The following is a 20,441-nucleotide window of genomic DNA, read 5'->3' as shown; positions in this document are numbered from 1 at the left end:
GGCGTTCAATCGACCTGCAGGCGCGCCTGTTCCACCAGCGTCTTGGCGCCGGCTCTTTCCTTGGCCCAGAACGCCGCGAAGGCTTCGGGCGTGCTGCCCACCAGCGGCGTGTAGATGCGCGCGAAGCGTTCCTGCACTTCCGGCATCTGCAAGGTTTCGCGCAGCGCGCCGGAGAACTTGTCGACGATGGGCTGCGGCGTGCCGGCGGGCATGACCACAGCCTGCCAGGTCGTCACCTTGAAGCCGGGCACGCCGGACTCGGCCACCGTGGGCACGTCGGGCATGTCCGCCACGCGCTGGTCGCCGCTGACGGCGAGCGCGCGCAGCGTGCCTTCCTTGATGAAGGGCGCGGTGGTGGAGCGGCTGTCCACCATGAAGGACAAGCGCCCGGCGATCAGGTCCTGCAGCGCCGGCGCGCTGCCCTTGTAAGGCACGTGCGTCATGGGCGCGTTCAGAGCCAGCGACAACGCGGCTCCCGCCACGTGCATGGAACTGCCATGCCCGGCGGACCCGTACGACAGCCCCGCGTCGGGCTTCTTCGCCGCCTGCACCAGGTCCTGCATGGTCTGGAACGGTGAAGACTTCGGGACCACCACCACCAGCGGCGAATCGGTCAATTGCGTGACCGGCACAAAGGCCTTGCCCGGATCGACCTGCACGCCCTTGTAGAGGTAGGTGTTGATGGCCAGCGGCCCGACGTTGGCCCACAGCGCCGTGTAGCCGTCGGGTTCGGCCGTGGCGACTGCCTGGTTGGCGATGTTGCCGTTGGCGCCGGGCTTGTAGATCGGCACCACGGGCTGCCCGAGCTTTTTGGACAGCTCGTCCTGCACCATCTTGAAAGCGATGTCCGAAGCGCCCCCGGGCGCAAAGCCGATGACCATGCGGATGGGCCGGTCGGGCCATTCCGCGTGCGCGCCGGCCGCCAGCATGCAGGCGGCCAGGCCCGAGGCCAGCTTGACGATGAACTTCATGTTGTCTCCTGTGGGCGCCACGCTAGATCGTGGTGTCGTACTTGATGTTCTTGAGCTGCGTGTTTTCGTAGATGGCTTCCAGCCCGCGTTCCTTGCCGATGCCGGACTGCTTGTAGCCGCCGAACGGCGCATCGAACGACGTCCGCAGGCCGGTGTTGATGGCCACGCTGCCCGACTGCAGCCCGCGCGCCATGCGCAGGGCGCGGCCGCCGTCGCGCGTGTACAGCACCGCGGCCAGGCCGTAGCGCGTGTCGTTGGCGATGCGCAGGGCCTCGGCCTCGTCGCGAAAGCCGATCACGGATTGCACCGGACCGAAGATCTCGTCCTGCGCGCTCTGCATGCGGGCATGGGAGTTCAGCAGCAGCGTGGGCGGCACGAAGTAGCCCTTGGCCGTATCGCCTTCCAGCTTCATGTTGCCGAAATGGGCGGGCTGCGCGCCCTCTGCCTGTGCCAGCGCCACGTACTTCTCGACACGCTGCTTCTGGGCCGCGCTGACCAGGGGGCCCATCTCGGTCGCCGGATCTGCCGGCGAGCCGATGCGCACGGTGTCCAGGCGCTGCTGCAGCAGGCCAAGGAACTCCTCGCGCACGGATTCCTGCACCAGCAGGCGCGTGCAGGCGATGCAGACCTGGCCGGAATTCTTGATGATGTCGCCCGCGGCCACGGCCGCGGCCTTGTCCAGCGGCGCGTCCTCGAACACGATCAGCGGCGACTTTCCGCCCAGCTCCAGCGTGACGCGCTTGACGTCTGCAGCCGCGGCCGCCTGGATGCGCGCGCCCGTCACGGTGCCGCCAGTGAACGACACCCGTGATACCAACGGATGGGTGACCAGCCGTTCGCCCACCGTGGCGCCCGGGCCGTTGACCACGTTGATCACGCCGGGCGGAAAGCCGGCTTCCTCGAACAATCGCGCCAGCGCCATGGTGGACAGCGGCGTCACTTCGGAGGGTTTGAGGATCACCGTGTTGCCCGCGGCCAGCGCCGGACCAAGCTTGTTGACGGTGAGCGTCATCGGGTAATTCCACGGCATGATGAGCGCACACACGCCCAGCGGCTCGCGTAGCGTGAAATTGAGCACGTCGGCATTGCCCACCGGTATGGTCTCGCCGCGCAGGGCCGGAATGATGCCCGCGAAGTACTCCAGCGACGCCGGCATGCCCTTGAGCGAATCCAGCGAATGCGTGATGGGCTTGCCCACGTTCAGCGTTTCGATCCAGGCGAGCTTTTCGCGGTCGCGCTCGAACAGGTCGGCCAGGCGCCGCAGCAGCTTGCCGCGCTGGGCCGGCGTGGTCTTGCGCCAATGCGTTTCAAAGGCGGTGTGCGCGGCCTGCACGGCGGCGTCGACGTCGGCCGCCGATGCCGCGTGCACGCTGGCAAGCACCTGCGCCGTGGCCGGATTGTAGGTATCGAACGTGCTGCCTTCGGCGCCTGCGCGCCAGTTTTCCCCAATCAACAGTTCATAGGGGCGGGAATCGATGACATCCATGCGGGCGCTCCTTACGCGGCCATTTGCAGGTATAGGGATTGAATTTCTTCCGGCGCGAGGACGCGCGGATTGACGGGCATGGACGCGCTCAGCATGGCCTGGCTGGCCAGCTGCGCGGCGTCCTGCTCAGACAGCGCCAAGCCGGTAAAGCGCAGAGGAATGCCCGCCAGCCGCGCCAGCGACTCGACCGCCACGATCAGGGCCAGGGCGTCCTGCTGCTCGTCGCCCGTTGCGGCCATGCCCAGCGCGCGTGCGGCCTCGGCATAGGGCGCGGCGGCGGTCTGCGCCGTGTGGCGCGCCACCACGCTGAAGATCGGACCCAGCACTTCCGCATGCGCCATATGGACGCGCGACTCCAGCGGCGTGCACATGGCGTGCACGGCGTCCACCTTGCTCATGCCGATGGCCAGGCCCGCCATATAGGCGCCCATCTGCATGTCAGCGCGCGCGCGCAGGCTGTCCGGCGCGCGCAGCACGTCGGGCAGCGCCCGCATGCACAGGCGCAAGGCCTGCAAGGCCATGGCCTTGCCGACGGGCGAAGGATCGGTGTTGATCCAGGCGCCCAGCGCATGCAGCACGGCATCGAAGCCGCCCTGCGCGGTGGGGCGCGGCGGCAGGCTGAGCGTGAGTTCGGGCTGCAGCGCCACCAGCGCCGGACGTGCGCGCAGGGAGCGGTACAGGCGCTTGCGCCCGTCGTCGCCCTGGATCAGCGCGGCCGAGCTGCTTTCGCTGCCGGTGCCCGAAGTCGTGGGCACGGCGATGAAAAGCGGATCGGCGGCCTCGGCGGCGGCGTTCAGCCAGGCTTGCCCTCGCGGCGCCTGCAATTCGTCGGCATCGAACCCGCCCGCCAGGCAGGCGTAGACCGCCTTGGCCACGTCGATGGCGCTGCCCCCGCCCACCGCCAGCACACTGGCGCAGCCCTGTTCGCGCGCCACGCGCAACGCGGCGCGCACCTGATCCATGGCGGGATTGGGCACCACGCCGTCATAGACACGCCATTGCAATCCCGGCACGGCGGCAAGCGCCGCTTCGACGGCGGAGCCCACCGCGCCCCAGGTGCCGGCGTCGGTCACCACCAGCGGCAGGCGCAGGCGCGCGCCCGCGGCCGCCAAGGTTCTGGCCAGGGCGTCCCCGCCCCAATGGCAAACGCCGGGCCAGGCCATCACGCCCTGGGCCTGTAGCGCACAATCCTGCTGACCGCTCATTCGTCCTCCTGATCTTGCATAATTTGCTATGCGAATTTATAATTCATTTAGTGAATTGATCATAAAAAAGGAGCTTGCCCATGTCAAGAGCCTCGCCTCGTGCGTCCAAGAACGACGCCACCGAAGATTCCGCGGAACCCGACCGCCAATTCGTCACCGCGCTGGCCCGCGGGCTCGACATCCTGCGCTGCTTCAGCGCCGAACGGCGCATGCTGGGCACGACGGAGCTGGCCCATCTGACCGGTCTGGCCCAGCCCACCGTATGGCGCCTGTGCCACACCCTGCAAAAGACGGGATTCCTGGCCGCCGTGCCGGGCAAGGACAAACTGCAACTGGGCATCGCCGCCATCGCGCTGGGCGGCGCGGCGCTGGCGGGACAGGAAGCGCTGGACGTCATCCGGCCGATGTTGCAGGCGCTGGCCGACCGCTATCAGGTCGCGGTGGCGCTGGGACGGCGCGACGGCGACAGCATCGTCTACCTGCTGCGCTGCCAGGGGAATTCACCGCTGCTGATGAACCTGCGCGTGGGTTCGCGCATACCGCTGTTCCACAGCGCAATCGGCTGGGCCTATCTGGCCTGCTGCTCGGCCGAGGAACGCGAGGCCCTGCTGCAAGAAGCCCGCGCATCCGGCAAGGCCGGCGACGCCGCGGAGCAGCAGGCCATTGCCGACGCCATCGCCCGGTATCCGGAACGCGGCTTCGTCTATCACGAGCGTCCCGCCTATCAGATCAACACCGTCGCCGCCGCCATCGAACTGCCCGCGGGCGAGCGCTACGTGGTCAGCTGCGGCGGCCCCGCAGCGCTGTTGCCGCGGCAACTGATGCTCGATGAAGCCGGCCCCACGCTGCGGCAGCTGGCGCACGAACTGCAGCCCATCCTGCTGATGGGGAGGCACGTGTGAACCAGCCTTTTGCTCCGGCCGTTCCGCAACGCTGGCCCACCCGCATCACCGAACTGATGGGCATACGCTGGCCGCTGCTGCTGGGCGGAATGATGTGGCTGTCGGATGCTCGCCTGGTGGCGGCCATGGTGCGCGCAGGCGGCATGGGATTCATCACCGCGCGCAGCTCGCGCACGGACCAGGACTTCCGCCAGGCGCTGCGCGATTGCGGCGAACTGACGGGCGGCCTGCCATTCGGCGTCAACCTGACACTGTCTCGCCGCGCGGCCAATAACGAGCCCATGCTGACGCGGCTGCGCATCGCGCTCGACGAAGGCGTGCGCCTGTTCGAAACGGCGGGCCTGCCGCCCACGCCGCTGCTGCCCGCCCTGCGCGAAGCCGGCGCCATCGTCATCCACAAGTGCGCGCACGTGCGCCATGCCGTCGCGGCGCAGAACATGGGCGTGGACGCAGTCACCCTGGTCGGCATGGAAGAAGGCGGCCACCCCGGCAGCAATCAGCTGCCCACGTTCCTCAACGGCGCCTATGCCCTGGAGCAGCTGCGCATTCCGCTGGCGCTGGGCGGCGGCATCGGCCACGGCCGGCAGATCGCCGCGGCGCTGGCGCTGGGCGCCGACGCCGTGGTGATGGGCAGCGTCTTCACGCCGGCGCAGGAAACCCCGGCGCACGCGGCGTACAAGCAGCGCGTGGTCGACACCAGCGAACACGGCACCCGCGCCGTGCTCGGCAGCCTGGGCGACACCTGGCGCATCCTCGACAACGAAAACGCCCGCAAGGTCGCCGCCCTGGAACTGGCGGGCGCCAACAGCTACGCGGACTTCGGCGAACTGATCAGCGGCGAGCGCACCCAGGCCCTTGCCTACCAGGCGGGCCAGCACGAAGAAGGCATGTTGTCCATGGGCCCGGCGGTGGGCTTTGCCCGCAACATCGAACCGGTGGAAAGCATCGTCCTGCGGTTGCAGCGGGAATGCATGCAGGCCAGCGCGCGCTTCAAGCACATGGTCGATTCCGCCTGAATCCGGTCCCGCGCCAGCGGGCCGTTACATACCCCCGCATCCCTGCCACGCCCCGCGCGCGGCAGGGATTTTTCATGCGCGTGCGCGGCCGCATTCGGCTGCAGATCGAAAACCCGTTATTGCAGCGCCCCGACGGCCGCAGTATCATCAATTCATTAAACGAATTATTAATTCGCAATGCGAATAACAAAACGGATCACCCAAGAATCCGTCCGCGCAACGCAAGCGCGCTCAACCCAGAAAAACAGGAGACAGGAATGAAGTTCAGCAAGATGGTGGCGGCAGCCCTGCTGGCCGCGGGCTTCGCGACGGCGGCCTCGGCCGCGGAATGGCCGGACAAGCCGATACGCGCCGTGATCGGATTTGCGCCGGGGGGACCTTCCGACATCGCGTTCAAGATGATGCAGGACGAGCTGAGCAAGAAGCTCGGCCAGCCCGTCATCCCGGAATACAAGCCTGGCGCCAACGGCAACCTCTCGCTGCTGGCCGCGGCCAGCGCGCCCGCCGACGGCTACACCATCCTATGGACCAACGCGGCCACCATCGCCGTCAACCAGTACCTGTACAAGGATCTGAAGATCGACCCGGCCCAGGCCTTCGCCCCCGTCGCGCAATTGACCGATTCGCCACTGGTGGTGGTGGTGCCCAAGGATTCGCCCTACCAGACCATGGCTGACCTGATCAAGGCGATCAAGGCGGACAAGCAGGCGACCATCACCTACGGATCGCCGGGCTACGGCAGTTCGGCGCACACCGCGGCCTCCTCGCTCGCGCTGGCCTTGAACACCAAGCTCACGCACGTGCCGTACAAAGGCAGCGCGCCCGCGCTGCAAGACCTGATCGCCGGACGGCTGACCTTCATGATCGACAGCCGTTCCAGCTCCCTGCCCTACATCAAGGACGGCATGCTGCGCCCCCTGGCGGTCAGCGGCGCCGCCCGCGTCAAGGATCTGCCGGACCTGCCGACCATCGCCGAATCTGGCGTTCCGGGCTTCAAGGTCACCACCTGGCAGGCCGTGGTCGTCCCCGCCGGCACCCCCAAGCCCATCATCGACAAGCTGGCCCGCGCGCTGGAAGAAACCGCCGCCATGCCCATCGTGCAGGAACGCTTCGAACGCATCGCCACTCCGCTGGTCAGCAGCTCGCCCGAGGCGTTCGCCAAATTCTGGGCGGAGCACCGCGAGGCCACCCGCGACCTGGTGGAACGCGCCAACCTGAAGCTGGAGTAAACGCATGAGCAACATCGACCTGACGCCCGAACAACAGGAGCTGCAGCACAGCATCCGCCGCTTCATGCTGGCGGAAGTGGCGCCCGTCGTCGCGCAGCACGAAAAGGCGCGGACCTTTCCGTTCGAACTGATGCCCAAGCTGGCGGAGCTGGGCTACCTCGGCGGCAACCTGCCGGAAGACCAGGGCGGACACGGCATCGACATGCCTACCTGGGCCATGATGATGGAAGAACTGGGCTACCACTGGCTGTCGCTGCGCACCATCGTCAATATCACCAACGGTTCCATCAAGCGCCTGGCCGCCCACGGTTCGCCGGCGCAGAAAGAGAAGTACCTCAAGCCGCTCATGGCCGGCCGCCTCAAGGCCTGCACCGGCCTGACGGAGCCGAACACCGGCTCCAACATCGCCGGCATCCAGACGCGGGCCGACCTGGTCGGCGACGAGTGGGTGCTGAATGGCCGCAAGCTGTGGATCACCAACGGCTGCGACGCGGACTTCGCCATGGTGGTGGCGCGCACCTACAGCCCCACCTGCGAAGGTAAGCTGTCGACCTTCATCGTCGAACGCGCCCTGGCCAACTATGACGTGCGCAAGCTCGACACCATGGTGCTGCGCTGCACCGGCACGGCCGAACTAGGCTTCGCCGATGTGCGCATCCCCAGGGAAAACCTGGTCGGCGTGGAAGGCGCGGCGCTCGCCGGCACGCTCAAGGGCCTGGACGCCGCGCGCCTGAACATCGCCATGGGCGCCGTCGGCGCCGCGCAGGCGGCCCTGGACATGTCCATCGACTATGCCAAGCAGCGCGAGCAGTTCGGCCGCCCCATCGGCAGCTTCCAGCTGGTGCAGAAGCACATCGTCGACATGACGGTCCGCGTCGAAGCGGCACGCGCGCTGGGCATGCGCGCGGCCCATGCGCTGGAAGCGGGCAAGGACGTGCGCCAGGCCTGCTCCATCGCCAAGCTCTACGCCACCGAGGCCGCCCACGAAGTGGCCAACATGGCGCTGCAAGTGCATGGCGGGCTGGGCTACTCGGAGGAGTATCCGATCGAGCGCATCTTCCGCGATACGCGCGGCGGCATGATTCCCGAAGGCACGACGGAAATCCAGACGCTGATCGCGGGGCGGGAGATTCTGGGGATGAACGCGATAGCCTGAAGGGGAGCGCGCCCGCCCTCAGGCATCCCGCTCATGATTGGTGATGAAGTCCGGCGGCAACGCCGGACCCCACACATACAGCGAATCCTCCGGCGGATAATCCGCCGACGGCCACTGCTGCCCTTCGGCGATGAAGTCGATGTCGTACGAATACTCGGCGTAGCTGCCCCAGGGATCGCGCACATAGCGGAAGTAGTTCGAACCCAACACATGCCGGCCCACGCCCCAACCGTCCGCATACCCCGCCGCGCCCATCTGCTCCATGCCCTGCCCCACCGCATCGATGGACGGCACGCACCAGCTGCTGTGATGCAGGCCCAGGCCATGCGACTTGGCCAGCGCAATCAGGTGGTGATCGCTGCCGTGCGGACTGTGGATGAAGGCGATGGCATCGCCCGAGGTATCCGACACGCGCAGCCCGAGCGCATCCACGTAGAACCGCGTGGCCCGGACCACGTCGGCGCTGAACAGCAGGATGTGCGACAGGTACAACGGCCGCACCTGCCGCACCTGGCTGCGCGCGGGCGCGCGGCCGGCGCCGCTGCTGGCCTGGGGCGGCTCTTGCGGCGCGGGAGCCGACGGTGAAGACTTGGCTGCAATCCGCAATTGCAGGGCCAGCCCGTCGGGCGCCTCAATCCAGAGCCCTGCGGGGTCGGCGCCCTGCGGCGCGTCGCGGCGGGCAATACCCTGGCGGTCCAGATGCACGGCGAACCGTTCCAGGTCGTCCGCGTGGATCCCCATGCTTACCCACAGCAGGCGCTTGCGCGCGCCCCGCAAGATGCGCGCCCAGCGGTGCGGATGGCCATGGGTGTACAACGCCAGGCAGCCGCCTTCATCCCGCACGTCCAGGCCGAAGCTCGAATAGAAGCGCCTGGCCTCTTCGAGATCGGGAACGCTGAACACGAACTCGTCCACCGAGTGCACGGCGAGCGGCGCTGTCTGCGCATTCGATTGCATGTCTGTCTCCAAGAATCTTGTTCTGGTTCTGGCAGGCTGCCCTGCCTTCACTGCTCGACGGCGACCTTCTGCGCCAGGCCCTGGTACAGCGCCGTCTCCGTCTGGTAGAAGTCCCGCATGTCCGCCACCGAGTTCTGCGCCACCAGCTCCATGCCGGTGGAAACAACATACTCGCGAAACGCGGCGTCTTCCATGGCCTGGACGATCGCGCGGTTCAGGCTGGCGACGGTTGCGTCCGGTGTCTTGGCCGGCACCAGGAAGGCGATCCACGTGCCGTACACGAAATCCCGCAGCTTTTCGCTGGATGCGGACAAGGGCGGCACTTGGGGCAGCTTGGGACTGGGCGCGGCGCCGGTCGTGGCGTAGGCCCGGATACGGCCGGACTCGATCAGGTCCAGCGTCGATCCGCCCAGCGGCAGGAAGCTCAGTTCTATCTGCCCGCCCATCAGGTCCTGCGTGACGGGCGGGACGCCCCGGTAGACGACGTGGTTGAGCTTGAACTGGCTTTGCCGCGCCCATTGCTCGCCCAATAGATGGATCATCGAGCCCGGACCGATGTGCCCGAAGTTCAGTCCCTTGTCCCCCTGGGCCTGCGCCAGCTGGGTCAGTTCGCCCAGGTTCTTGGCCGCCAGCGCGTTGCCGCCCGTCAGGATGTAGGGCAGCCGCGCCACCACCGCCACCGCGCGCAGGTTCTCCGCCCGATACTTCACATGCTGCATCGTGGCCGGGGTCAGGATGGGTTCGGTCTGGGACGCGATCAACAGCATGCGTCCGTCCGCCGGCGCATTCAACACCCGTTGCGTGCCGATGGAACCGCCCGCCCCCGGTTGGTTCTCGACGATGATGGTCCTGCCCAGCGCGGCCTGCAGCAGCGGCTGCAGCTTGCGCGCGACGCCGTCCGTGGGATTGCCCACCGGCTGCGGAACGACAATGGAGACGGGCGGCGCGTCGGCCTGGGCGTGGGCGTTCACGCACGCCAGGATGCCGATCAGGAACTGCAGGCTCGCGGTCACGCCGCTACGCAGTGCTTTCATTGCTGGCCTTTCTGGTTGGACTCGTTGGAAAGCCGAAGCTGCCGGGGATCAAAGATCCTCGCTACGGCATCACTCAAGCTGCAGGCGCGACACCATGGGGCCGAACTGGGCGAACTGACTTTTCAGCAAAGCGCTCATCTGCTCGGGACTGGAACCACTGGCCTCGGCGCCCAGCTCGGCGAGGCGCTGGCGGATGGCGGGCTGCTGAACAGCCTTGGACACGGCCTGGCCGATGCGCGCCACGACGACGTCGGGCGTCTGCGCCGGCGCGAGCAAACCGTTCCATCCCTCGGTATCGATGCCGGTAAAACCCAGTTCGCTGGCGGTGGGCGTGTCCGGCAGGGACGGCGAGCGTTGCGGCGACGTGACTGCCAGCGCGGTCAGGGAGCCGGCCCGGATGTCGCTCAGCGACGAAGACAGTTGGTCGCCGCCCATCTGGATGCGGCCCGCCAGCATTTCGCCCTTCAAGGGCGCCGCGCCCTTGAAGGGCACGTGCGTCATGGACGCGCCCGTCTGCTCCTGGAACCACATGCCGAACACGTGGATGTACGAACCGGGTCCCGTGGAGCCGTAGGCGTAGTGGGTGGAAGGATTCTTCTTGAGCAGGTCCGCGAACTCCTTCAGGTTGCGGGCCGGCACCGAAGGCGTGGACGTGATGACCAATGGCACGTTGGCCACCACGCTCACGCTGCGCAGGTCGGCCAGCGGATCGAAATTGAGCCGTTTCGCGCCCTGCGCCACCAGGGCGGCCAGCGGATAGGAGATGTTGGCCATCAACACCGTGTAGCCGTCGGGCGCCGCCTTGGCGACGGCATCCGCGCCCAGCAGCCCGCCCACGCCCGGGCGGTTCTCGACCACCACGGGCTGCCCCAGCTCCTGCGACATGGGCGTTGCGATCAGCCGCGCGATCAGGTCGGTGGTTCCGCCTGCGGCAAACGGCACCACGATCTTCACTGGCCGCGTCGGCCAATCCGCGGCGCTGGCCACACCCAGGCTGGATGCCAGGCCCGCGGCCAACAACAGTCTGGCCCAACGGCGCCGGGCGGGATTGCTCACGGATGACTTCACAAAAGCAGTTGCGATTCGCATGTCTGGAGTTCCAAGAGTAGATCGTGGCCGTACGCCCCGGCGCGCCGATGGCGCCGGGACCGCTGCAGGCGTGGCGACAAAGCTAGGCGGACTTCGCCTCGTCGCGGATGCGGTTGCGCAGCGTGCCGATGCGCTCGATATCCACCTCTACCGTGTCGCCGTCCTTCATGTAGAGCTTGGGCGTGCGCCCGAAGCCCACGCCCGCGGGGGTGCCAGAGAAAATGATGTCCCCGGCCTGCAAGGTAATGGCCTCGCTGACGGTCGAGATCACGGTGGCCACATCGAACAGCATGTCGCTGGTGTTGGACGATTGCATGGTCTCGCCATTGAGGCGGGTCTCGATCCGCAGACCGCTGCCGCCGGCCGGCAGCTCGTCGGCCGTGACCACGTACGGCCCCCAGGTTCCCGTGCCGTCGAAGTTCTTGCCCACCGTCCACTGCGGCGACTTGAACTGGTATTCGCGCACCGAGATCTCATTGCCCACGGCGTAGCCGAACACGTGGTCCAGCGCCTGTTCCTTGGCGATCCTGCGTCCGCCCTTGCCCAGCACCACGACCATTTCGCCCTCGTAGTCCAGCGTATCGCTGATGGCCGGACGCTCCACCACGGCGTCATGCGCGCCCAGGCTGGTCGACACGCGCAAGAACAGCGTCGGGTAATCGGGCTGGTCGTACGGGCTTTCCTTGGTGTGGTCGGCGTAGTTCAAGCCGACGCACAGGATCTTGGGAGGTTCGATCGACGGCGACAGAAAGGTCGCGGTGGCCGGATCGATGAACTGCGTGGCCGCGGCGGCCAGGCGCTCCAAATCGGCCAGCGTCTTGCCCTGGCGCAGCAGCGTGCCCAGATCGACGCCCGGAGCGGACAGCAGCGCCAGGCGGCCCTGCACGAGTGCGGCGGCGCGAGGAGCGCCGTCGATTTGTAGGGTGGCCAGTTTCACGAGATCTCCTGATGGGTGAGGGTTGGACGAAGAATATGTAATCCACAAAAATATATATATTCTGGTTTTCCCTGGATAACTTGAGGTTCATAGATAAAAACTTTATCGTTTCGCATGACTTCCGTTTCCACCCCATTCCGGACCGCGGCATCGGCCCTGGCCAATGACATCCGCGCAGACATCATCACGGGCAGCTTGCCCCCGGGAGCACGTCTGCGCATCAAGGATCTCTGCGAACGCTACGACAGCGGGGCGATTCCGCTGCGAGAGGCGCTGTCGCGCCTGGCGACCAGCGGATTCGTGGTCGCGGAAGACCAGCGCGGTTTCCGCGTGGCGGACGTCTCGGCGGAAGAACTGCTGGACATCACCGAAACCCGCATCCACATCGAATGCGAAGCGCTGCGCCGCGCCATCGCGCGCGGCAGCCTGGACTGGGAAGAGCGGCTGGCCGGCGCGCACTACCGCCTGAGCCGCCTGCCCCTGCACACGGCGGACGGCTCCGGCTTGTCGGCTGAATGGGAACAAGCGCATTCCGCTTTCCATTCGGCGCTGATCAGCGGCAGCGATTCGAAGTCGCTCATCGCCATCGCCGAACTGCTGCGCGACCAGACGGCGCGCTACCGCTACCTGTCGGTACAGCTGAATGCCGGCGCCAAGAACGCCGCCTCCCCAAAGAAGGGCAAGGAACGCAACGTCGCCGACGAACACCGCAAACTGCTGGACGCCGCGCTGGCCCGCGACGCCGACACCGCCGCCGAGCTGCTGGCCCAACACCTGCGCCAGACCACCCAGCTGGTGCTGGCGCAAATTCCCAGCCACTAGCAAACGCCCCGCCCTGCGCCGGGCCGTCGGCCTCCCAGGGAGCAGCGCCGCTACTCACGTCAAAATCTCAACCTACCAAAAGTAAGTTACTATCGGTAGGTTAATTATTTTGATGGAGCGTAGATGCCATGCATGCGCTAATCGTTGTTGCACATCCCGATCCCGCGTCGCTGACCCACGCGGTGGCGCGACAGGTCGCGGCAGGCATTTCCGCTGCCGATGCCGGACTCACATTCGAAGTCGCCGACCTGGCCGCGGAAGGCTTTGACCCGCGGTTCACCCAGCCGGACGTGGCGTTGGCCATGGGCAAGGGGGACGCCCTGCCGGAAGTCGCCGCGGAACATGCACGGCTCGAACGCGCGGATGCGCTGGTGCTGGTCTACCCCGTGTACTGGTGGTCCTTCCCGGGCCTGCTCAAGGGCTGGATCGACCGGGTGTTCACCCAAGGCTGGGCCTACGAAGACACGGACGGCAAGCTGGTCAAGAAGCTGCAACGCCTCGACGTGCACCTGGTCGCGCTGGGCGGCGCCAACCAGCGCACCTACGCGCGGCACGGCTACTTCGGCGCCATGAAGACGCAGATCGACCACGGCATCTTCGGCTACTGCGGCGCCAACGTGGTCACGTCTGAATTGCTGCTGCCGTCGGACGCGGGCTTTCCCGCCGCGCATCTCGACGCCGCCCGGACCCTAGGCCAGAAGATCTTCTCCTCGCGTGCTGTAATCCGCGAGGAGGAAGTCGAATCATGACCGCAAAAACACCAAGCCCCGCCAAAGCCGCCCCCCAGCGCCGCCTGTCGCGCGACGAGCGCCAGCGCCAACTGCTGGACGTCGCCTGGAAACTGATCAGCGACGAAGGCACGGACGCCCTGACCCTGGGGCGGCTGGCCGCGGAAGCGGGCATCACCAAGCCCGTGGCCTACGACCACTTCGGCACGCGCAACGGTTTGCTGGTGGCGCTGTATCAGGACTTCGACGTCCGCCAGACCGCGCTCATCGACGCGGCGATCGCCGCCAGCAAGCCGGCCTTGAAGGAAAAGGCCCGGGTCATCGCCGCAGGCTACATCGAATGCGTCATGACGCAGGGACGCGAAATACCCGGCGTGCTGGCCGCGCTGGGCGGCTCCCCGGAACTGACTGCGGTAAAGCATCAATACCAACAGGCCTTCATCAAGAAATGCCAAGCCATACTTGCGCCTTATGCCGGACCCGCGGGAGTTTCGCTGGCCGGCATGTGGGCGATGCTGGGCGCGGCTGACGGCCTGGCGCTCGCGGCTGTGGCCCGGGACATCAGCGTGGATCAGGCGCGCGACGAGTTGATGGATAACATCGTGGCGATGGTCAAGCGCAGCAAATAATTCAGCGCAGCGGCATCGCCACCGGACGCAGCGGCGCCGCATCGCCGCCGCGGATCTTCAGCGGCCCGCCGATGAAGGCGAATTCATAGACCTGGTCGCGCGACAGCTCGTCCAGCGCCGCCAGCTCGATGATGGGCACGCCCTTCTGCGCCAGCAGATAGGTATGCAGCGGCACATAGTCGTCGGACACCTCCGACGGGAAGGTCTCGAAACTGAGGTTGTCCGCCCCCAGAATCATGGCGCCGCCCTCCTCGACCAGATAACGCGCAGCGTCCAGGCCCATGCCCGGCGGCTTGGCCATGTAGGCCGCCGGATCGTTGTACAGCTTCATGCGGCCGGTGCGGATCAGGACAATGTCGCCCTCGCGCAGCTCGGTCTTCTGGCGCGCCAGCGCGGCTTTCAGGTCCTGTCGGGTAATGCGGTACTGGTCGGGCAGCATCTCCACACCCTTGAGCGCGGCCACGTCGATCAATACGCCGCGCGCCACCAGCGGCGGGAACTTCTCGATGCCCGTGCGCTTCCAACCGCGGTCCCCCAGATGCTCGTCGGCGCGGAAGCCATTCCAGATCTTGCCGTGGATGCCGAAATGGTTGAGCGCATCGATGTGCGTACCGGTGTGGCTATACATCGAGAACGCCGTGCCGGTGTAGCTGCGCATCGCGTTCATGTCCTTGCCCACGCCCATGGGGTCGTCGACTTCGGTGCCGCGCGGCGTGTGCGTCATCCAGAACTGGTAGTGCGGATCGCCCGCGTCCTGCCAACTGGGCATGCCCACGTAGTATTCCGTGGCCAGGTCATAGACCTTGCCGCCGGCCACGCGCGACATGACCGCGGCGCGCGATTCGGGCGTGATCAGGTTAAGGCGGCCGATCTCATCGTCCGGCCCCCAGGGGCTGATGCCCACTTGCTGTCCGGAGGCAGGCGCGCGGGCGGGCGCGCCGTGCGCGAGCACGTTGAAGCTCAAGGCGGCGCCCAGCGCCAGGCCAAGAAGTTTGCGGGTGTAGCGGATAGTCATGATGCACCTTGTGCGTGTGGTTTCCGTCCTGCGGACGGAAAAATGGAAAGAAGGAAAACGTGGGCGGCGCCCCGATGCGCGGCGATCAAGCCTCGACTGCGGCGGGCATCAGCGCCCGCAGCCTGTCCCGCAGATCGGCCGTGGACATGGTGTGCAGGCGAGCCCGGTGCGGCCCGGCGATCAACGTGGGAATGGAGTCGATGGCCAGCCGCGCGGCGGCGGCGCGATCGGCCTGCACGCGCTGCAAAACCTCCCCGCCCCGCATGAGGGCGGCGAATTCGCCCCGGTCATGGCCCAGCCCGGCGGCGATGTCCAACAGCACCGCGCTATCGCCGACGTTGCGGTGCTCGCTCAAGTGGGCATGCTGGATCGCGTCGAACATGTCCCAATGGCCCGCGTCGTCGGCCAGCAGATGTGCGGCCTGGCAAGCCAGCGCCCCGGCCATCCCGCTGGGATAATCGAATGATTCGGCGCGCATGCCCTCGACGTCGATGCGCGGCTGGTCTTCATGGAGGGTGCAGGCTTCCCAATGGCCCAGGATCACCTGCTTGGCGCGCGGCATCGAGCCGAACACCTGGCACATCTGTTCAGGCGATTCTTGCAGCACGAAGCTGCGCTGGCGCACGGCAATGCCCAGTTCGGCCGCGACCTGGCGCAGGCGGGGAGACATGACATAGCACCAGCCGCAAACCACGTCATGGAAGAAGTCCACGGTCAGCGGCGCGGCGGGTGCGCAATTGGAGGTCGAAGTCATGATGGCGTCCATCTCGTTTCAATGGACGCCAGCTTAAGGACGGGCCGGCGCGGGAGTAAGGTGTCCGCCGGCAGGACTTTATTAGCTGCGCGTCAACAATCGCCGCGCATGGCCGCCGGCAGATGCTCCGCCATGAAATCCACAAAGGCCTTGACCTTGGGCTGCAGGTGGCGGCTGGTCGGATAGACCGCGTAGACATGGCGAGGCGCGGCGGGTTGTTGGGGCAAAACGCGCACCAGCCTGCCGCTGGCGATGGCGGGCGCGGCCAGGAACGACGGCAAGGCGCCTATGCCCAGCCCCTCTTCCAGCAGGTCCCGCAGCATCAGGCTGTTGTTGACCTGCACCAGCGCGGGTCCGGCCAACGGATCCGCCTGCTGGCCCGCATCCTCGTCCGCAACCGCGCCAGGGCTTTCGGCCAAGGTATAGCTGAGGATGTCATGCCCGCGCAGCGCGTCCACGCTCTCCGGACGGCCGCGGCTGTCGAGGTAGGACGGCGCCGCGCACAGCACCTGCGTCAGCGACGCCAGCCGGCGCGCGATCAAGGAAGAATCGTCCAGCTGCGCGCGCAGCCGTATCGACACGTCAAAACCCTGCCCCACCGCATCGACCAACCGGTCTTCCATCGCCAGGTCCAGGCGCAGTTCCGGATACTGGCGCAGAAAGCGCGCCAGCAGCGGCGACAGCACGCTCAAGGCAAACGAGACCGGCGCGTTCACGCGCAGCCGCCCCGACACCAGGCGGGACTCCCGCTTGACGGATTTTTCCAGCGCGTCCAATTCGTCCAGCAACCGGCAGCATTCGGCGTAGTACGCCGCACCCGTGTCGGTCAGGCTCATCTTGCGGGTGGTGCGCTGGATCAGCACGGCGCCCAGGTGAGCTTCTAACGCGCGCAGCTGCTTGCTGAGGCCGGCGGAGGACATATCCAGGTCCTCCGCCGCCTTGGCCAGGCTGCCGAGTTCCACGATGCGCCGGAAGGCGCGCATGTAGTTGAAGGTGTCCATAAAGGTAACGAATAGAGACGAATTCCCAGATTTTCCAGGCATATCGGACATTTTCCAAACGAGGGACTCCAGTGCGACCAGCCCGGCCCGCGCCGCGGTGCATTTATCATCAAACCTGCAGCGGCGTTGCGACCGCGATCGCGCGCCGCCCTTTTTTACCGAGGTCACACAGGAGATTCTCTAGTGGCGAGATCCGCAACGACAGCATCGACAGCATTCTTCCGCCTTCACGCCGTATGCCTTTGGCGGCGCCGCAGGGAAAGGCCCCGGCTGGCAATTCTGCTGCTGGCGGCAATGCTGAGTTGCCTGTTGTTCACCTGGCAAGCCAAGGCGGCAACGCCACTGCTGGCACAGACTCCCCCCGCATCCGCGCCGGCGCTCACGCCGAATGCCCTGGCGGACTTGTTGGAAAACCCCGAAGCGCGCAAGGCGCTGGTGGACGAACTGCGCGCCCAGGCCTCCGGCGCAAAACCCGCCGCCTCCCGTTCCGCGGGCGCGGCCTCCGCGCCCGCACAGCCCGCCGAACCCGGTTTGCAGGAACGCATGGCCGACAACGTCCAGCGCTTCCTGACCGGCCTGGCGACCGACATGGGCCAGGGCGTGGAAGACATGCGCGCGCTGGCTTCGGGCGGCAGCCTGGGCATGGACAGCGACGCTGCGGGCCATGCCTTGAAGCCGCTCGCGCTGGCCGCGGCCGCCACCATCCTCGCCTTCATCCTGCTGCGGATGATCGCCATGTACGTCTACGGACGCATCGACCGCTGGGTCGCCGAACAGCGCCACGCTCCCGAAGCGCCGCCCAGGCGCGGCGCGCCAGCCTCCATGCGAGTGCTGTCCCGGCGCGCGGGCGCGATCGTGGGCGCGCTGGCCATCGATGCGGGAGTGGTGCTGCTTGCCGCCATGGCAGGCGGCGCGGCGGCGCTGTGGGGCACGCCCGGCCGCGGCGCGCTGGACGCGCTGGCGGCGGTGTTTCTGCGCGCCTTCGTCTCGGTGGAAATCGTCAAGGTGCTGATCCGCACGGTATTCGCCGTCAAGCATCCGCACCTGCGCCTCTTGCCCATGACGGACGAAAACGCCAGGTACTGGAATGCGTGGCTGCTGCGCATCGCCACCGCGGCCGGCTACGGCACGCTGCTGATCGACCCCGTGGTCTCGGCCTCGCTGTCGCCCGCGCTGGGCCGGCTGGCCAACCTGCTGATCATGCTGGCCGTGTACGTGTATGCGGTGCGCGTCATCTGGCGCAACCGCCAGACCGTGCGCGGGCACCTCGACCGGCGCGCCGCCAGCGCGACGACGTTCATGGGTTCGCGCTTGCACATCCTGGCGCGCGTGTGGCATGTGCTGGGCATAGGCTACTTCACCATCCTGCTGGTGGTCAGCCAGGTGGACCCGACCAACGCCCTGCCCTTCATGGCCCGCGCCACCGCGCAGACCCTGCTGGTCATCGGCGTGGGCAGCCTGCTGATCCTGCTGCTGAACGCCGCGCTGGCCAAGCCCATCAGGCTGCCTGACGACCTGCGCAAGCGCCTGCCGCTGCTGGAGGCTCGCGTCAACGCCTACGTGCCCGCCACCTTGAAACTGGTCGGCCTGATCATCCGCATCGTGCTGGTGCTGCTGGTCCTGGACGCGTGGCGCGCCTTCGACCTGTCGCGCTGGCTGGCCTCGGATGCCGGCGGCGCCGCCATCCGGATGACGGTGAACATCGTCATCGTGCTGCTGATCGCGGCGCTGGCCTGGACCGTGATCGCCAGCATCATCGAGCACCGCCTCAGCCAGAGCGAAGGACGCGGCATGCCCAGCGCGCGCGAACGCACCCTGCTGGCGCTGTTCCGCAACGCGGCGCTGATCGTCATCGTGACGATGACGCTGATGGTGCTGCTGTCGCAGATCGGCATCGACGTCGGCCCGTTGATCGCCGGCGCCGGCGTGGTCGGCCTGGCCATCGGCTTCGGCGCGCAGAAGCTGGTCCAGGACATCATCACGGGCATCTTCATCCAGCTAGAGAACGGCATGAACGAGAACGACGTGGTGCAGGTCGCGGGCGTGTTCGGCACGGTGGAGAAGATGACGATACGCTCGGTGGGCATCCGCACGCTGGACGGCGGCTACCATCTGGTGCCGTTCTCGTCGGTGGACGTCGTCGCCAACCACATGCGCGACTTCTCGTACCACCTGGGCGAGTACACCATCGCGCATCGCGAAAGCGTGGACGACGCGATCGTGCATCTGCGCGCGGCCTTCGCCGAGCTGATGACCGACACCGTGCTTGGCCCCGAGATCCTGGAAGACATCACGGTTGCCGGCGTTACCGCGGTCAACGAGAAGGGCGTGACGATCCGGATCCTGATCAAGACCACGCCGGGCATGCAGTGGGCCGTGCAGCGCGGCTACAACCGGCTGCTGAAGAAACACTTCGACGCCGCCGGCATCGAACTGCCTTATCCGCATACCGTGGTGTACTTCGGCCAGGACAAGCGGGGCTATGCGCCGCCGGCGAATGTCTTCGTGCAGGCCGAGCGTCCGGACGAAGGCGAGGACGCCCGCGCCGCCGGCCACACCCGGCGTCCGCTGGAGCCCGCGCCGCGAGGCGAGGACTCGGCCGAAGTGCTGGGCAACGAGCTGGAGGCGCGCGAGGAAGGCGAAGCGCCGCGCGCGTAGCAGACGCGCGTAGCAGACGCGCGTAGCAGACGCGCGTGGCAAAGCCGAGTAGCGGCGCGCTTGCGCGTGCCGCCTACTTCCCGTACGTGGCGATCAAGGTTTCCAGCGGAACGTGACCCTGGCACAGCCCCGAACAGGCGGGGCGTGCGCCATCTTCCAGCGCAATCGCATACTTCACCGCCGGATCGTGCTCCAGGCGCTGGCGCAGCGCCGCCAGTTTGGGCCAGCGGGACTTTGCAGCGACCTCATGGAAATCCAGCCAGCGCGCCACGCCGACCAGCACGGCGTCCGCCAGCGTCGGACGATCGCCTACGAGGAACGGCGTGTCGCCCAGCATCGCTTCGAGCTTGTCGTGCCGCTCGATGACGCGTTGCGCGCCCCACTCCCGCAGCGTTTTCTGCAAGGCCGGATCAGGCGGATCCATTTCCAGGGCGACCCAATGCGGGGTGAAGGCGGCGGTAAAACCGGTGTTCAGAAAAGCCATGAACTGGTGCATGCGGTCGGATTCCGGCGACAGCGGATCGAAGCTGATCCTGCGCTCGTCATCCCGGTTTTCGATCCAGCGCGCAATCGCCATGGTTTCCGTGAAAACCGCGCCTTGTTCGCTGACGAATGCCGGCGTTTCGTGGCGCGCGTTGATCCGCGCATAAGAAGGCAAACGCATTTCGTTCAGCATGTCCACACGGCACAGGCGATAGGGTTTGCCCAGCCACTCCAGCGCAGCGACGAGCCCCATGGAACTTCCCAGCGGAAAGCCATAGACAAGAATGGGTTCCAAGATTTCTTTCTCCGTAGATGAGGGTCAAGCTGCGCAGCGGATTGAATTCTACGGATCTGCTAGGCTAAGTAAAT

Annotated in this window: 19 protein-coding genes; 8 read left to right on the top strand and 11 right to left on the bottom strand. The window is 66.9% G+C overall.

The features are described from left to right. Nucleotides 1-5: 5 nt before the first annotated feature. From IAG39_RS05125 to IAG39_RS05115, 3 genes are read right to left on the bottom strand one after another with little or no spacing between them, the layout of a single operon-like run. Nucleotides 6-971: a Bug family tripartite tricarboxylate transporter substrate binding protein gene (locus tag IAG39_RS05125; protein WP_118931312.1), complete on the bottom strand. Its 966-nt coding sequence runs from the start codon at nt 969-971 to the stop codon at nt 6-8. A 22-nt stretch (nt 972-993) separates the two neighbouring features. Next, nucleotides 994-2,457 (bottom strand): aldehyde dehydrogenase family protein, encoded by a 1,464-nt coding sequence (locus IAG39_RS05120; protein WP_118931313.1) that lies wholly within the window; start codon nt 2,455-2,457, stop codon nt 994-996. Between the two features lie 11 nt (nt 2,458-2,468). Continuing rightward, a complete protein-coding gene (locus IAG39_RS05115; protein ID WP_118931314.1) occupies nt 2,469-3,662 on the bottom strand; it encodes an iron-containing alcohol dehydrogenase family protein in 1,194 nt (397 codons plus the stop codon). An 80-nt stretch (nt 3,663-3,742) separates the two neighbouring features. Between IAG39_RS05115 and IAG39_RS05110 the strand changes: the two genes are divergently transcribed. The 4 genes from IAG39_RS05110 to IAG39_RS05095 all read left to right on the top strand — a co-directional run bounded on the left by IAG39_RS05110 (nt 3,743) and on the right by IAG39_RS05095 (nt 7,965). Continuing rightward, entirely contained in the window at nt 3,743-4,564 is an 822-nt protein-coding gene (locus IAG39_RS05110) for an IclR family transcriptional regulator (protein ID WP_118931315.1), read from the top strand. Continuing rightward, complete coding sequence (locus IAG39_RS05105; RefSeq protein ID WP_118931316.1) at nt 4,561-5,580, top strand: NAD(P)H-dependent flavin oxidoreductase; 1,020 nt, start codon at nt 4,561-4,563, stop codon at nt 5,578-5,580. Before IAG39_RS05110 ends, IAG39_RS05105 begins: the two co-directional genes overlap by 4 nt. A 257-nt stretch (nt 5,581-5,837) precedes the next feature. Continuing rightward, nucleotides 5,838-6,809 carry a Bug family tripartite tricarboxylate transporter substrate binding protein gene (locus tag IAG39_RS05100; protein ID WP_059371451.1) on the top strand — a complete coding sequence of 324 codons (972 nt, stop codon included), beginning with the start codon at nt 5,838-5,840 and terminating at the stop codon, nt 6,807-6,809. A gap of 4 nt (nt 6,810-6,813) precedes the next feature. Further along, nucleotides 6,814-7,965 (top strand): acyl-CoA dehydrogenase family protein, encoded by a 1,152-nt coding sequence (locus tag IAG39_RS05095; protein ID WP_118931317.1) that lies wholly within the window; start codon nt 6,814-6,816, stop codon nt 7,963-7,965. A gap of 18 nt (nt 7,966-7,983) precedes the next feature. Here IAG39_RS05095 and IAG39_RS05090 read toward each other — a convergent pair whose 3' ends face one another. The 4 genes from IAG39_RS05090 to IAG39_RS05075 form a co-directional block, all read right to left on the bottom strand. Next, nucleotides 7,984-8,922, bottom strand: a complete 939-nt coding sequence (locus tag IAG39_RS05090) for a VOC family protein (protein WP_118931318.1) — start codon at nt 8,920-8,922, stop codon at nt 7,984-7,986. A 47-nt stretch (nt 8,923-8,969) separates the two neighbouring features. After that, complete coding sequence (locus IAG39_RS05085) at nt 8,970-9,956, bottom strand: tripartite tricarboxylate transporter substrate binding protein (RefSeq protein WP_118931319.1); 987 nt, start codon at nt 9,954-9,956, stop codon at nt 8,970-8,972. Between the two features lie 69 nt (nt 9,957-10,025). Beyond that, nucleotides 10,026-11,012: a Bug family tripartite tricarboxylate transporter substrate binding protein gene (locus IAG39_RS05080; protein WP_165867753.1), complete on the bottom strand. Its 987-nt coding sequence runs from the start codon at nt 11,010-11,012 to the stop codon at nt 10,026-10,028. 115 nt (nt 11,013-11,127) lie between these two features. Beyond that, nucleotides 11,128-11,982: a fumarylacetoacetate hydrolase family protein gene (locus tag IAG39_RS05075; protein WP_118931321.1), complete on the bottom strand. Its 855-nt coding sequence runs from the start codon at nt 11,980-11,982 to the stop codon at nt 11,128-11,130. A gap of 114 nt (nt 11,983-12,096) precedes the next feature. On the opposite strand from IAG39_RS05075, the gene IAG39_RS05070 reads away from it, so the two are divergent. The 3 genes from IAG39_RS05070 (at nt 12,097) to IAG39_RS05060 (ending at nt 14,161) form a co-directional block, all read left to right on the top strand. After that, entirely contained in the window at nt 12,097-12,804 is a 708-nt protein-coding gene (locus IAG39_RS05070; RefSeq protein ID WP_118931322.1) for a GntR family transcriptional regulator, read from the top strand. 128 nt (nt 12,805-12,932) lie between these two features. Then, complete coding sequence (locus IAG39_RS05065; protein WP_118931323.1) at nt 12,933-13,553, top strand: NAD(P)H-dependent oxidoreductase; 621 nt, start codon at nt 12,933-12,935, stop codon at nt 13,551-13,553. Further along, the gene (locus tag IAG39_RS05060) at nt 13,550-14,161 is read left to right on the top strand and encodes a TetR/AcrR family transcriptional regulator (protein WP_118931324.1); all 612 of its coding nucleotides are present in this window, start codon (nt 13,550-13,552) and stop codon (nt 14,159-14,161) included. The genes IAG39_RS05065 and IAG39_RS05060 overlap by 4 nt, the downstream gene beginning before the upstream one ends. A 1-nt stretch (nt 14,162) precedes the next feature. On the opposite strand, the gene IAG39_RS05055 is transcribed toward IAG39_RS05060, so the two are convergent. The 3 genes from IAG39_RS05055 to IAG39_RS05045 all read right to left on the bottom strand — a co-directional run bounded on the left by IAG39_RS05055 (nt 14,163) and on the right by IAG39_RS05045 (nt 16,931). Next, nucleotides 14,163-15,176 carry a cyclase family protein gene (locus tag IAG39_RS05055; RefSeq protein ID WP_059371442.1) on the bottom strand — a complete coding sequence of 338 codons (1,014 nt, stop codon included), beginning with the start codon at nt 15,174-15,176 and terminating at the stop codon, nt 14,163-14,165. Between the two features lie 85 nt (nt 15,177-15,261). Beyond that, on the bottom strand, nt 15,262-15,942 hold the full coding sequence (locus tag IAG39_RS05050; RefSeq protein ID WP_205736579.1) for a DsbA family protein: 681 nt from the start codon (nt 15,940-15,942) through the stop codon (nt 15,262-15,264). An 80-nt stretch (nt 15,943-16,022) separates the two neighbouring features. Further along, complete coding sequence (locus IAG39_RS05045) at nt 16,023-16,931, bottom strand: LysR family transcriptional regulator (RefSeq protein WP_118931325.1); 909 nt, start codon at nt 16,929-16,931, stop codon at nt 16,023-16,025. Between the two features lie 294 nt (nt 16,932-17,225). Between IAG39_RS05045 and IAG39_RS05040 the strand changes: the two genes are divergently transcribed. Continuing rightward, nucleotides 17,226-19,589, top strand: coding sequence for a mechanosensitive ion channel domain-containing protein (locus IAG39_RS05040; RefSeq protein ID WP_223283265.1), 2,364 nt, complete (start codon nt 17,226-17,228; stop codon nt 19,587-19,589). A gap of 73 nt (nt 19,590-19,662) precedes the next feature. On the opposite strand, the gene IAG39_RS05035 is transcribed toward IAG39_RS05040, so the two are convergent. Beyond that, nucleotides 19,663-20,367: a glutathione S-transferase family protein gene (locus IAG39_RS05035; RefSeq protein WP_118931326.1), complete on the bottom strand. Its 705-nt coding sequence runs from the start codon at nt 20,365-20,367 to the stop codon at nt 19,663-19,665. Nucleotides 20,368-20,441: the final 74 nt, after the last annotated feature.

It is taken from the genome of Achromobacter xylosoxidans, assembly GCF_014490035.1.
GTDB lineage: Bacteria > Pseudomonadota > Gammaproteobacteria > Burkholderiales > Burkholderiaceae_B > Achromobacter > Achromobacter bronchisepticus_A.
This window is presented reverse-complemented; position numbering and strand designations above follow the sequence as displayed.